The organism is Sphingomonas aliaeris, assembly GCF_016743815.1.
GTDB classification, from domain to species: Bacteria; Pseudomonadota; Alphaproteobacteria; order Sphingomonadales; family Sphingomonadaceae; genus Sphingomonas; species Sphingomonas aliaeris.
Window position 1 is genome coordinate 2792813 of sequence record NZ_CP061035.1, and the last position, 12800, is coordinate 2805612.

A 12800-nucleotide genomic window follows, 5' to 3' on the forward strand; every position below is an offset into this window, starting at 1 on the left:
ATCCGGGTCGCGCCTCCATGTCCTGCCGCGGGTCGCGCGGGTGTCGTTGACCGTCACCCTATGGGGCCATGCGCTCGCCGCCCTGCTGTTCTGCATGATCGCATGGTCGCAGCTGCGCGACGCCACCACCGCGCTGCCCCGCTTGCCGTTCGTCGTGGCGCTCGTCGCGACCGCATTGTGGGCACTGGCCGTGGCTGGGATCGACGCGCGCGACGTGACGGCGCGCGTGGCGGAGTCGTTCCGCAACATCGCCTGGCTGGGGTTCATGTTCGCATTGGTGCAGCGCGACCGCGCGGCCCCGCATCGCCGCACCATCGCCTGTCTGTACGGCGTGGTGGCGATCATCGTGCTGATCGGGATCGCTGTCGTCCTGCTCGAGGGGATCGACGTATCGACGATCGCGCGGCTCGATCGCGCGCGCATCCTGTTGCGCGTCATGGTCGCGGTCAGCGCGCTGGTGCTGGTCAATCACCTCCATTCGGCGGTCGCGCCGCGGGAGCGCGGGGGCATCCGGCTGCTCGTCATCGCTCTGGCGGCGATGTGGGGCATGGATTTCGTGATGTTCGGCATCCGCTACGCCACGCAAGGCTATGTCGCTGAACTGATCGCGATCCGCGGGGTCGCGATGGCGCTGCTCGCGCCGCTGTTCGCTATTGCGGTGCTGCGCAACGGCGATTGGACACTGCGCCTGTCGCGCTCGGTGGCGTGGCAATCCATGTCGATGGCCGGCGTCGTCCTGTACCTGCTGATGATGGTCATCGCGACCCGCGCGCTGGCCGAGATCAGCGGCGAGAATGCCCGCATGGCGCAGACGGCGTTCGTCTTCGGATCGACCGCCGCGACGCTGACGCTCGTATCCTCGCCGTGGCTGAAAGCGTGGGTCAAGGTGAAGATGGCGAAGCACCTGTTCCGCCACCGCTACGATTATCGCACGGAGTGGATCCGCTTCACGGACACACTGGGCAAGCCGGAAGGTGCCGCCGCGCTGGACGAACGCGTGGTGAAGGCGGTCGCCGACCTGACCGATTCTCCCGCCGGCCTGCTGCTCGTCCCCGATGGCGCGATGCTGGGCATCGGCGCGCGGTGGAAATGGGATGCGGACGATCTGCCGACGATCGCGGGTGGGGAAGCGCTCGCGCGGCATCTGGCAGCGAGCGGCCGGATCGTCGAACTGGATTCGGTGCGGGCCGGTGCCGGCTCGTCGGCCGATACGGACAGCGTTCCGCCATGGATGATCGACCTGACCGACGCCTGGGCGCTGGTCCCGCTAGTCCATCTGGATCGGTTGCAGGGCGCGATCCTGCTGGCGCGGCCACCGGTTGACCGCGCGCTCGACTGGGAGGATTTCGACCTGTTGCGCATCGCGGGGCGGCAAGTGGCCAGCTACCTTGCCGAGGCGCGCGCGCAGGAAGCGCTGGCCGAGGCTGAGCGGTTCGACGAATTCAACCGCCGCTTCGCCTTCATCCTGCACGATATCAAGAACCTCGTCAGCCAGCTGACGCTCACCGCGCGCAACGCCGAACGGCATGCGGACAATCCCGAATTCCGCGCCGACATGATCGCGACCTTGCAGGATTCCGCCGGACGGATGAACGACCTGCTCGCACGGCTGTCGCAGAACCACCGCGCGCGTGGCGAGGAATTGCGCGACGTGGAATTGCTGCCGCTGATCGAGCGGGTCGCCGCGCGACGCCGCGCGCATCATCCGGTCGAGATCGAGGGCAGGCACGTCGCCGCGCACGTCGATCCGGTGCGGCTTGAACAGTTGCTGGGTCACTTGTTGCAGAACGCGATCGAAGCCAGCGCTGCGTCCGATCCCGTCAAAATCGCGATCGCGCGTGACGGCGCGCACGTGTCGATCGACGTCCTCGATCATGGCTGCGGCATGTCGCCGGCATTCCTGCGCGACAAATTGTTTAAACCCTTCGTCTCGTCCAAACCCGGCGGCTTCGGCATCGGCGCGTTCGAGGCGCGACAATTGGCGCAGGGCATGGGCGGCAGCGTCGCCGTCACCAGCCGCGAAGGTGGAGGCGATGCCGGCGGTACGCAGTTCCGCATCACGCTACCCGCCGCACACACATTACGTCTGGAACAGGCCGCATGAGCGCGAAACCGAAACTGCTGATCGTCGAGGACGATGCCGGGCTGCAACGCCAGTTGCGCTGGGCGTATGAAGATTATGAGGTCGTCGTGGCAGGCGACCGCGCCAGCGCGTTGGACGCACTCCGCGCGGACGAACCCGCCGTCGTTACGCTGGACCTGGGCCTGCCGCCAGATCCCGACGGCACGACCGAAGGCTTTGCGACGCTGGCCGAGATCCTGCGGCTGAAGCCCGATACCAAGGTGATCGTCGCGTCCGGCCACGGAGCGCGGGACAGCGCGCTGAAGGCGATCGCGGAAGGCGCATGGGATTTCTATGCCAAACCGATCGACATCGACCAGCTCGGCCTGATCGTCGCGCGGGCATTCCACGTTCATGCGCTGGAAGCTGAGAACCGCCGTCTGGCCGAACACTCCACCGGCACCGTGCTGGGCGGAATGATCACCGCCGCGCCGGAAATGCTCAGGGTCACGCGAACCATCGAGCGCGTCGCACATGCCGATGTCTCGGTCATGCTGCTGGGCGCGAGCGGGACCGGCAAGGAGTTGCTGGCCCGCGGCGTCCATGATTCCAGCCCCCGCGCCAAGGGTACGTTCGTCGCGATCAATTGCGCGGCAATCCCCGAGACGCTGCTGGAAAGCGAATTGTTCGGTCATGAAAAGGGCGCCTTCACCGGTGCCGTGAAGATGACCGAGGGCAAGATCGAGCAGGCTGCCGGTGGTACGCTGTTCCTCGACGAAGTGGGCGACATCCCCCTGCCCCTGCAGGTCAAGCTGCTGCGCTTCCTGCAGGAGCGGACGATCGAGCGGATCGGCGGCCGCAAGGCGATCGCGGTCGACACGCGGATCGTCTGCGCCACGCACCAGGATCTGGACGCGATGGTGGCGTCGGGCGCGTTTCGCGAGGATCTCTATTATCGTCTCGCGGAGATCGTCGTACGCATTCCATCGCTTGCCGAACGTTCGGGCGACCCCGGACTGCTCGCACAGCACTTCCTGCGAAAATATGCCAAGGCGATGAACTCCGCCGTGACCGGCCTGTCGCCCGACGCACGCGATGCGATCGAGACATGGGGCTGGCCCGGCAACGTCCGCGAAATGGAGAACCGCATGAAGCGTGCGGTGATCATGGCGGAGGGCAAGCTGGTCACCGCGGCGGATCTCGACCTGACCGGGGATGGCGAACGCGAACCACTGAACCTGCGCACCATCCGCGAGCAGGCGGACCGGCGAGCGATCGGCAATGCTTTGGCGCGTGCCGACGGGAATATCTCGAACACCGCGAAATTGCTCGGTGTCAGCCGTCCGACCTTGTACGATCTGCTGAAGGGGTACGACATACATGCCTGAGGGTGTCGTGCGGCGCATGACTCCCGGCGGGGTTTCTCGATAATCGCGCCGGCGATACCCGCGGGTGAATGGCGCATCCCATGTGGCAAGCTATAAAGGCGGCATGACCGACCCGCTCGATCGCATAGCCGACGCTCTCGAACGTCTCGCCCCGCCCCCCGCGGCGTCGGCCGATCCGTTGAAGCATCCGGCCTATGTCTGGAAAAGCGACGTATTGGTCGCGACGCGGGCCTTCGTCGCCTTGCCGCTGGAACAACTGATCGGCATCGACAAGCAAAAGGCGGCGTTGGTCGGCAATCTCGATCGGCTGGCGCACGGCTTCGCGGCGCACGATGTGCTGCTCTGGGGCGCGCGCGGGACGGGCAAATCCGCTTTGGTGAAAAGCGCCGTGGCCGATGTACAGGAAAAGGGCGGCGATCTCGCCCTCGTCGAGGTCGGCAGTGCCAGCCTGGACAGCCTGCCTGCGCTGTTCGCCGCGATCGCCGCGATCCCCCGCGCCTTCGCGCTGTTCATCGACGATCTCGGCTTCGATGCGGCGGGCGATGCGCGGGCGCTACGTTCGATGCTGGAGGGCGGTGCGGAGGCGCGGCCGGCCAATGCCCGGCTGCTGGTGACGTCCAACCGCCGCCACCTCGTGCCGCGCGATATTGCGGAGCAGGAAAGCGCGATCAATCCGCGCGATGCGATCGACGATCAGCTCGCGCTGGCGGATCGCTTCGGGCTTAGCCTCGGCTTCCATGTCATGGACCAGGATCTGTATCTTGCCGTGGTCGAAGGATATGCCGCAGCACACGACCTGCCCTTCGACCCGGCAGAGGCGGTCGGCTGGGCGACACGGCGCGGTAGCCGGTCGGGACGCGTCGCATGGCATTACATCGTCGATCTGGCGGGCCGTACTGGCCGAAGCATCGACCGCAACGCTGTCTGAACACGACGAAAAGTTCGGTTTCGTTTCGATCCCGGCTTGACTTGAGTTCCGGTTCGGGCCCTTTCTTGTGAATGGCTCATCTCGGCGAACTCGATTTGTGCGACCGGCTCGCACCGACGTTGCCGTCATGGGCGACGCAGGTCGTCGTCGGCGTCCTCACGGCCGGCGCCGCCGGGATCGTGCGGCTGATGTTCGACCTCGTCGCACCCGGCGCGGCGCCCTTCGCGCTCGTCTATCCGTCGATCATCGTGGCGACACTGTTCGCCCGTTGGGGTGCGGGACTGGTCGGGGCGAGCCTGTCGATCGTCTACGCCTGGTATTATTTCCTGCCGATTAGGAATTCGTTCCGGTTCGCCGACGCGAACGGCGCGCTATCGCTGGGCGTCATTACCGTCACCGCGATCTTGACGATCGTGATCAGCGAAATGTTCAGGCGATCCGCCAGAATGGCGACGGCCGAGCGCGACCGGGAAATCGCCGACCGCGACCTGTTCCTCGCCGAATTCGACCATCGGGTTAAGAACAACTTCGCGATCGTCGCCGGTCTGCTCGACATGCAACGACGCCGCGCGGTCGATCCGGCGACGGTCGAGGCGCTGGCCACGGCGCAGGCGCGTGTGGACAGCATCGCCCGGGCGCACCGCCATTTGTATCGTGGCGACGGCAAGCAACCGGGCATGGTCGAGATCCGCGACTATATGTCCGACCTTTGCGCCGCTCTGGCCGAGGCGCTCTTCCTGCGCGGCGGTATCCACCTCAGCTGCGATGCGGACGAGGTCGCGGTGCCGCGCGACCGTGCGGTGTCGATCGGGCTGATCGTCAACGAACTCGTCACCAATGCGGCGAAGCACGCGTTTCCGGGTCGCGACATCGGGACGATCGACGTCACGTTCCGCAAGAGCAGCGCCGGCGGCTGGACGCTCAGCGTCGCGGACGACGGCGTGGGCATGCCCGACGCCCCCGTTCAGGCCAGCGCGCAAAATGGCCTGGGATCACGCCTCATCGAGGCGTTTGCCCGGCAAGCCGGGGGCACGATCAGCATCGACAGCGACCACACCGGAACGCGCGTCACGCTGGCGCTGGCGCCCTAGCCTTCGACCATCTCGGCGAGTTCCAGCCAACGCAGTTCCGCCGCTTCCTTTTCCGCGCGTGCGTTCTCGACCGCCTTGGTCAGCATCTCGAACCGCGCAAAGTCCTTCGAATAGAGCGCAGGATCCGCCAGCGCCTTCTCGTCACGCAGGATCGCCGCATCCAGCGTCTCGATCCGCTTCGGCAAGGTCTCGTAATCGCGCTGATCCTTGTACGTCAGCTTGACCTTCGGCGGTGGAGGCGGCGGCGGCGCGGTGGCCTGCACCTTACGATTGCCGCCGCCGCGCTTCGGCGCCGCCGCCTTGCGCTTGGCTTCCCAATCCTCGTAACCGCCCGCGACCACGTCGACCGTACCCGAACCGTCCAAACCGAGCGTGATCGTGACCGTGCGATCCAGGAAGTCGCGATCGTGGCTGACGATCAGGACGGTACCGTCATAATCGCTGATCACTTCCTGCAGCAGGTCGAGCGTTTCCAGATCGAGATCGTTGGTCGGTTCGTCCAGCACCAGCAGGTTCGACGGACGGGCGAATTCGCGCGCAAGCAGCAGGCGCGACCGCTCGCCACCCGACAAAGTTCCGACCTGCGCATCGACCAGCCCTGGTTCGAACAGGAATTCCTTCAGATAGCCGATGATGTGCTTCTTGACGCCCTGCACCTCGATCCAGTCGCCGCCATCCGCCAGCACTTCGCGCACCGTCTTGTCGGGTGCCATCTTGCTGCGCTGCTGATCGATCACGATCCGCTCGACATTCTGAGCGAGCTTCACCGTGCCCGAATCCGGCGCCAGTTCGCCGGTCAGCAGTTTCAGCAGCGTCGTCTTGCCCGCGCCGTTCTGGCCGACGATGCCGATCCGGTCGCGCCGCGACACGCGCAGGTTCAGATCGGTGATGATCGGGCGATCGCCGAACGATTTCGAGACATGCTTGACGTCGATGACGATCTTGCTGCGCGCATCGTCGCTGCCGATCGTCAGGTTCGCGGTACCCGGCGGCCCCATCATCGCCGCGCGCGTCTCGCGCATCTCGAACAGTTTGGTCAGGCGCCCCTGATTGCGCTTGCGCCGCCCGGTCACGCCACGCAGCAGCCAATGCTCTTCCAGCTTCAGCTTCGCATCCAGCTTCTCGGCATTGCGCTGTTCCTCGGCATAGACCTGCTCCGTCCACGCTTCGAACCCGCCGAACCCGATCTCCGCGCGCCGCACGGTTCCGCGGTCGAGCCACAGGGTCTGCTTGGTCAGCCGCGTCAGGAAGGTGCGATCGTGGCTGATGACGATGAACGCGCCGCGGAACCGGCCCAGCCATTCCTCCAGCCAGTCGATCGCCGCGATATCCAGATGGTTGGTCGGCTCGTCGAGCAGCAGCACGTCCGGATCCTGCGCCAGCGCCCGTACGATTGCCGCACGACGCCGCTCGCCGCCCGATGCCGATGCCGCCTCGCGCGACAGGTCGATGCCGAGCTGGTCGGCGATCGCCTCCGCTTCATATTGCAGCGGCGCATCGTCGCCGCCGAGAACATAATCGCCAAGCGTCGCGAACGTGCGCAGATCCGGCTCCTGTTCCAGCAGGATGACGCGCGTGCCCGGCTGGATCGTGCGACGCCCCTCGTCGGCATCGATCTTCCCGGCGATCAGTTTCAGCAACGTCGTCTTGCCCGCGCCGTTGCGCCCGATCAGCGCCAGCCGGTCGCGCGGACCGACATGGACGTCGAGGCCGCGAAACAGCCAGCCGGAGCCCTGGACGAGACCGAGATTTTCGTAAGCGAGGATTGGTGCAGCCATGCGACAGGCTCGTTAGGGAGCGAAAGGCCATGCGGCAAGTTGCATGCAGGCTGACGTGCGCATTCACAGGCTGTTCAAGCCCGCGCCCCTATGCGACATCCCGATGAAGATGCCCGCCGTTCTTTTCCTGACCTTCCTTGTCGCTCCCGCATTCGTTCCGGTCGCCTCCGCTCCGGCGACGGCCGAACCCGCGCCGCCGCCGCAACGCCGCGGCGATCAGGTCGAGGCGTTCGAGGCGCGGCGCAAGGGCAAGATCCTGCCGCTGCGCGAGATCGAGCGGCGGATCGTGCCACAGATGCGCGGCGCGCAGTATCTGGGCGTCGAGCTGGAATCCTATACCGGCATTTACACGCTGAAATTCCTGCGCGATGGCACGGTGATCTGGGTCGAGGTCGATGGCGCATCCGGCCGGATCATCGGCCGCACGGGCAATTGAGCCAGATACAGAACCAAAGTCTTAGGGGAAGAACATGCGCGTCCTGATCGTCGAAGACGAACCCAATCTCGGCCAGCAGCTGAAGACCACGCTGGAAGGCGCGGGCTATGCGATCGACCTCGCGACCGATGGCGAGGAAGGTCATTTCATGGGCTCGACCGAAAGCTACGACGCGATCGTGCTGGACCTCGGGCTGCCGGAAATCGACGGCCTGACGGTGCTGGACCGCTGGCGCAAGGAAGGCCGCACCGCGCCGGTGCTGGTGCTGACCGCGCGGGACAGCTGGTCGGACAAGGTCGCGGGACTCGATGCCGGCGCGGACGACTATGTCGCCAAACCGTTCCAGTCCGAGGAATTGATCGCCCGGCTGCGCGCGCTGATCCGTCGCGCGAGCGGCAACGCCTCGTCCGAACTGACGGCGGGCGATGTCCGGCTCGACACGCGATCGGGCAAGGTCACCAAGGCTGGCGAGCCGGTGAAGCTGACCGCACAGGAATACAAGCTGCTCAGCTACCTGCTGCATCACAAGGGCAAGGTGGTCAGCCGTACCGAGTTGATCGAACATATCTACGATCAGGATTTCGACCGCGATTCGAATACGATCGAAGTGTTCGTTACCCGAATCCGCAAGAAGCTGGGCCAGGACGTGATCACCACGATCCGCGGCCTGGGCTATTCGCTCGAAGATCCGGATGCGTAACGCCGCGCGATCCTCGACCGCGTCCGTGCCAAGCCCATCGAAGAACCGTCACGCGGCTTGATCGTGGACAAGGACGTGCAGCCCTTAGATAGGCTCAAGGCGGATAACGCGCAGGAGGAGGAGGCATCCGTGTCCCCTTCCCCCGAACCCGACCTTCCATCGCGCGGCTACGTCCGCACGACGGGGTCGCTCAGCCGCCGCATGATCCTCATCGCGGCGGTGTGGATCCTGGTGCTGCTGTCGGGCGGTGGCTTCGCCCTGGACCGTGTGCTGTCTTCCGCGATCACGCGTAATTTCGACGACCAGCTCGAATACGTCCTGACCGCGCTGATCGTGTCCGCCGAGATCGGACCGGACGGCGAGGTCGTGTTCAATCGCGAGCCGGCGGACCAACGCTTTCTCGAACCCTATTCCGGCCTCTACTGGCAGGTCAGCGCCAAGGGTCGCGAAGCGTTCCCGTCGCGGTCACTGTGGGACAGGCGTCTCGCATACGGCTCGCCGCATTCCGATCGCGAAGTGCATGTCTACGACACCGCCCAGTTCCCGACGGAGAAATTGCGCTTGCTCGAACGCGACGTGAAGCTGCCCGGATCACCCGTGCGCTGGCGGTTCCAGGTCGCGCAAAGTCGCGAGGGACTGGACGCGCAGATCAACGCCTTGCGGAAAACACTGGTCCGCAGCTTCGCTTTGCTCGGGCTGGGATTGCTCGTTATGGCCGCGCTCCAGACGTTTTACGGACTGTGGCCGCTGCGCAAGGTTCGCGAGGAGATTGCGCGGATGCGGTCGGGCAAGTCCCGCCAGATCGAACGCCCGATGCCGATCGAGGTCGCCCCAATGGTGGAGGAGCTTAACGGCCTGATCGCGCACAACGAACGTCAGGCGGAGGAAGCACGACGGCATGCGGGCAATCTGGCGCATGCGTTGAAGACCCCGCTGACCGTCATCATGAACGCCGCGACCGCGGAGGCCGACGACCTTGGCGAAACGGTGGTGCGCGAAGCGCGGACGATGCGCCGGCAAGTCGATCACCACCTCGCCCGCGCCCGCGCCGTCGGCCGTCGCGGATCGGCGCATAGCCGCGCGGATGTCTGGCCGAGCCTGGAATCGGTCGAGCGCGCGGTGGCGCGTCTTTACCGTCACGTCCGGATCGACACCGACGGACCGAAAGATTTGCAGGTCCATGTCGAGCGGCAGGATCTGGACGAAATGCTCGGCAACCTGATCGAGAATGCAGCCAAATATGGGGGCGGCAGCGTCTTCGTGACGGTCGGGCAGCATTCCGGCTTCGTCGAATTCCTGATCGAGGATGACGGCATGGGCATTCCGGAGGAACAGCGCGTCCGCATCTTCGATCGCGGCGTGCGGCTGGACACGGGCAAACCGGGCACCGGGCTAGGCATGGCGATCGTCCGCGACGTCGCCGAGATCTACGAGGGTACGGTGTCGCTGGAAGAGAGCGAGGATCTGGGCGGGCTGCTCGTCAGGCTGAGACTACCTGCGGCAAACTGATCCTCCCCGGCACGGGGAGGTAGCATGCGCAGCATGACGGGGGGGCGTCCCTCAAGCTAATCGCTCGCGGAAAGGCCCCTCCACCATTCGCGTGAAGAACGCGAATGGTCCCCCTCCCCGTGCCGGGGAGGAACTACGCCGCGACCTTCAGTTCCGCCATCGCATCCGCCGTAATCGTGAGGCTGCGCTTGCGGGCCTCGTGATCGTAGATCGAAGTCGCGATCATCAGTTCATCCACACCGGTACGCGTGACGAACTCGGCGATACCGCGTGCGACCTTGGCCGGACCACCTACCGCAGAACATTGCAGCACGTGGTCGAGGATCGACTGTCCCTGCACACCCAGCGTATCGCGATAGCCCGCGACTGGCGGCTTCAGCTTGCCCGGATTGCCGGTGCGCAGCGCGACGAACGCCTGTTGCTGCGAACTGGCGAGCAACTCCGCTTCCTCATCCGTATCGGCGGCGAACACGTTGAAACCGGCCATCAGATACGGGCGCTCCAGCACGGCCGATGGGCGGAAATCGCGGCGGTAGATCGCGATCGCCGAGGCCAGCGCATCCGGCGCGAAGTGCGACGCAAAGGCATAGGGCAGGCCCAGCGCGGCGGCGAGTTGCGCACCGAACGTGCTGGATCCGAGGATCCAGAGGTCAACCTTCGCCCCCGCACCGGGCGTCGCGGTGATGCCGGTCTGGCCGTCGTCGGCGAACAGGCTTTGAAGTTCCAGCACATCCTGCGGGAACGCGTTGGCATCGCTTTGCAGGTTGCGGCGCATGGCGTGCGCGACGCGCTGGTCCGATCCCGGCGCGCGCCCCAGCCCCAGATCGATCCGCCCCGGAAACAGCGCATCCAGCGTACCGAATTGTTCGGCAATCGCGAGCGGCGCATGATTCGGCAGCATGATGCCGCCCGCCCCGATCCGGATCGTGCTCGTTGCCGCCGCGACATGCCCCAGCACGACGGATGTCGCCGCGCTGGCGATGCCCGCCATGCCGTGATGCTCCGCGGTCCAGTAGCGGTTGAAGCCCACGCTTTCGGCATGCCGCGCAAGATCGGCTGCATTCGCAAGCGCCTGGGAAACGGAACCGCCCTCGATGACGGGGACGAGGTCGAGCAGGGAAAAAGCTGTCATGCCAGCCATGTGGGTATCCCCCACCGGCAATTCTATACCGATCCAGACAAAACTTGACATTTTGCAGCGCAGCATTCATATGGCCGCTATCGAGGCGTCATGCAGCGTGATTGGATCCAAGGATCCGGCTCCGCCTCGGTCGTTTGCTAACGGGCTTCCCATTTCACGCGGGGTGTCATTCTCCCCCCGCCATTCGTGCGCCTGCAAGGGCGGGCGTTCGATGGCCATCAGGCTATTATATACCATGAATTTCGCACAACTCGGCTTGGCCGAACCTTTGGTCCGCGCGCTCGAAGCGAAGGGCTATACCACCCCCACCCCGATCCAGCAGCAGTCGATCCCGACGCTGTTGCAGGGCCGCGACCTGCTCGGCATCGCGCAGACCGGCACCGGCAAGACCGCGGCCTTCGTGCTGCCGTCAATCCAGCGCATGGTGGAGGCGCCGAAGCAGATCCATCCGACGCATTGCCGCATGCTTGTCCTTGCGCCGACGCGCGAACTGGCCAGCCAGATCGCCGACAGCGCACGTGATTACGGCAAGTTCAGCAAGATGAGCGTCGCCACCGTGTTCGGCGGTACGAGCATCAACAAGAACCGTCAGGACATGAGCCGCGGCGTCGACATCCTGGTCGCCACGCCGGGTCGCTTGCTCGACTTGATCGAACAGCGCTTCGTCAGCCTCGCGATGCTGGAAATCCTCGTCCTCGACGAAGCCGACCAGATGCTCGACCTCGGCTTCATCCACGCGCTGCGCAAGATCGTCCGCATGTTGCCGAAGCAGCGCCAGACCTTGTTCTTCTCCGCGACGATGCCGAACGCGATCCGCGAACTGGCCGACCAGTTCCTGAAGGATCCGGCAACCGTGAAGGTCGCGCCGGTATCCACCACGGCGGAGCGCGTCGAGCAGTTCGCGACGCATGTGAACCAGGGCGAGAAGCAGGCGCTGCTGACGATCCACCTGCGCAACCCGGAAATCGAGCGTTGCCTGGTCTTCACGCGCACCAAGCACGGTGCCGACCGCGTCGTGAAGTTGCTGGGTCATGCCGGCATCGCCGCCAACGCGATCCACGGCAACAAGAGCCAGCCGCAGCGCGAACGTGCGCTGGGCGAGTTCAAGTCGGGCAAGGTCAAGGTCTTGATCGCGACCGACATTGCCGCACGCGGCATCGACGTCTCGGGCGTCAGCCACGTGTTCAACTTCGAACTGCCGAACGTTCCGGAACAGTATGTCCACCGCATCGGCCGCACCGCGCGTGCGGGCGCATCGGGCGTGGCGATCAGCTTCGTGGCGGATGACGAGAAGAGCTACCTGCGCGACATCGAGAAGCTGACGCGCGTCAAGCCGACGATGATGCCGCTGCCGGAAGGCTTCACCGCCGAAGCCGCGAAGATCAAGGCCAACCGTCCGGCCGGCAGCGACGATGATCGCCGCCGCGACGATTCGGGCCGTCACCGTGCGCCGCCCAAGGCGACGCATTCGGCGCGTCCGACCGGCCAGCGTGCCGACGGTGCCGCGCGTCCGGCGGGTCATTCCGAAGGCCGTGGCGGCGACAATCGCGGTGCCCGTCCCGCGGGTGCAGGTCGTCCCGGCGGTCAGGGTCGTCCGGGTGGCCAGGGTCGCCCCGGCGGCAACGGCCCGCGTCGCCAGGGTGCCGGCGGCGGTGGCGGCGGTGACCGTCGTTCGCCAGCCGCTGGCTGATACCGATCCTCCCCGGCACGGGGAGGTGGCAGCCTCAGGCTGACGGAGGGGGCCATCCACGGGCGGATCGCTGCTGG

General features: G+C 65.7%; 10 protein-coding genes. 8 read left to right on the top strand and 2 right to left on the bottom strand.

Annotated elements, in window-relative coordinates; all coding sequences use genetic code 11:
• The first annotated feature begins 40 nt into the window (after positions 1 to 40).
• From prsK to H5J25_RS13145, 4 genes are all read left to right on the top strand, one after another.
• Positions 41 to 2104 carry an XrtA/PEP-CTERM system histidine kinase PrsK gene (gene prsK / locus H5J25_RS13130; protein ID WP_202091666.1) on the top strand — a complete coding sequence of 688 codons (2064 nt, stop codon included), beginning with the start codon at positions 41 to 43 and terminating at the stop codon, positions 2102 to 2104.
• A complete protein-coding gene (gene prsR, locus H5J25_RS13135) occupies positions 2101 to 3450 on the top strand; it encodes a PEP-CTERM-box response regulator transcription factor (RefSeq protein WP_202091668.1) in 1350 nt (449 codons plus the stop codon). The genes prsK and prsR overlap by 4 nt, the downstream gene beginning before the upstream one ends.
• A gap of 103 nt (positions 3451 to 3553) precedes the next feature.
• Positions 3554 to 4378, top strand: a complete 825-nt coding sequence (locus tag H5J25_RS13140; protein ID WP_202091670.1) for an ATP-binding protein — start codon at positions 3554 to 3556, stop codon at positions 4376 to 4378.
• A 71-nt stretch (positions 4379 to 4449) separates the two neighbouring features.
• Entirely contained in the window at positions 4450 to 5469 is a 1020-nt protein-coding gene (locus tag H5J25_RS13145) for a sensor histidine kinase (protein ID WP_202091672.1), read from the top strand.
• On the opposite strand, the gene H5J25_RS13150 is transcribed toward H5J25_RS13145, so the two are convergent.
• The gene (locus H5J25_RS13150; protein ID WP_202091674.1) at positions 5466 to 7247 is read right to left on the bottom strand and encodes an ABC-F family ATP-binding cassette domain-containing protein; all 1782 of its coding nucleotides are present in this window, start codon (positions 7245 to 7247) and stop codon (positions 5466 to 5468) included. The two genes, H5J25_RS13145 and H5J25_RS13150, sit on opposite strands and share 4 nt — an antisense overlap.
• A 43-nt stretch (positions 7248 to 7290) precedes the next feature.
• Here H5J25_RS13150 and H5J25_RS13155 point away from each other — a divergent pair, with 43 nt between their 5' ends.
• The 3 genes from H5J25_RS13155 (at position 7291) to H5J25_RS13165 (ending at position 9892) form a co-directional block, all read left to right on the top strand.
• Positions 7291 to 7683, top strand: coding sequence for a PepSY domain-containing protein (locus H5J25_RS13155; protein WP_225883109.1), 393 nt, complete (start codon positions 7291 to 7293; stop codon positions 7681 to 7683).
• A 34-nt stretch (positions 7684 to 7717) separates the two neighbouring features.
• Positions 7718 to 8383 (top strand): response regulator transcription factor, encoded by a 666-nt coding sequence (locus tag H5J25_RS13160; RefSeq protein WP_202091676.1) that lies wholly within the window; start codon positions 7718 to 7720, stop codon positions 8381 to 8383.
• A gap of 201 nt (positions 8384 to 8584) precedes the next feature.
• Complete coding sequence (locus tag H5J25_RS13165) at positions 8585 to 9892, top strand: sensor histidine kinase (protein WP_202096367.1); 1308 nt, start codon at positions 8585 to 8587, stop codon at positions 9890 to 9892.
• A 133-nt stretch (positions 9893 to 10025) separates the two neighbouring features.
• Here H5J25_RS13165 and H5J25_RS13170 read toward each other — a convergent pair whose 3' ends face one another.
• Positions 10026 to 11024, bottom strand: a complete 999-nt coding sequence (locus H5J25_RS13170) for an LLM class flavin-dependent oxidoreductase (RefSeq protein ID WP_202096368.1) — start codon at positions 11022 to 11024, stop codon at positions 10026 to 10028.
• Between the two features lie 244 nt (positions 11025 to 11268).
• Between H5J25_RS13170 and H5J25_RS13175 the strand changes: the two genes are divergently transcribed.
• The gene (locus H5J25_RS13175; protein ID WP_202091678.1) at positions 11269 to 12723 is read left to right on the top strand and encodes a DEAD/DEAH box helicase; all 1455 of its coding nucleotides are present in this window, start codon (positions 11269 to 11271) and stop codon (positions 12721 to 12723) included.
• Positions 12724 to 12800: the final 77 nt, after the last annotated feature.

Coding starts and splice junctions, on each gene's coding strand:
- prsR (WP_202091668.1), top strand. CDS start 2,101: ATGAGCGCGAAACCGAAACTGCTGATCGTCGAGGACGATGCCGGGCTG.
- H5J25_RS13140 (WP_202091670.1), top strand. CDS start 3,554: ATGACCGACCCGCTCGATCGCATAGCCGACGCTCTCGAACGTCTCGCC.
- H5J25_RS13145 (WP_202091672.1), top strand. CDS start 4,450: ATGGCTCATCTCGGCGAACTCGATTTGTGCGACCGGCTCGCACCGACG.
- H5J25_RS13150 (WP_202091674.1), bottom strand. CDS start 7,247: ATGGCTGCACCAATCCTCGCTTACGAAAATCTCGGTCTCGTCCAGGGC.
- H5J25_RS13155 (WP_225883109.1), top strand. CDS start 7,291: ATGCAGGCTGACGTGCGCATTCACAGGCTGTTCAAGCCCGCGCCCCTA.
- H5J25_RS13160 (WP_202091676.1), top strand. CDS start 7,718: ATGCGCGTCCTGATCGTCGAAGACGAACCCAATCTCGGCCAGCAGCTG.
- H5J25_RS13165 (WP_202096367.1), top strand. CDS start 8,585: ATGATCCTCATCGCGGCGGTGTGGATCCTGGTGCTGCTGTCGGGCGGT.
- H5J25_RS13170 (WP_202096368.1), bottom strand. CDS start 11,024: ATGACAGCTTTTTCCCTGCTCGACCTCGTCCCCGTCATCGAGGGCGGT.
- H5J25_RS13175 (WP_202091678.1), top strand. CDS start 11,269: ATGAATTTCGCACAACTCGGCTTGGCCGAACCTTTGGTCCGCGCGCTC.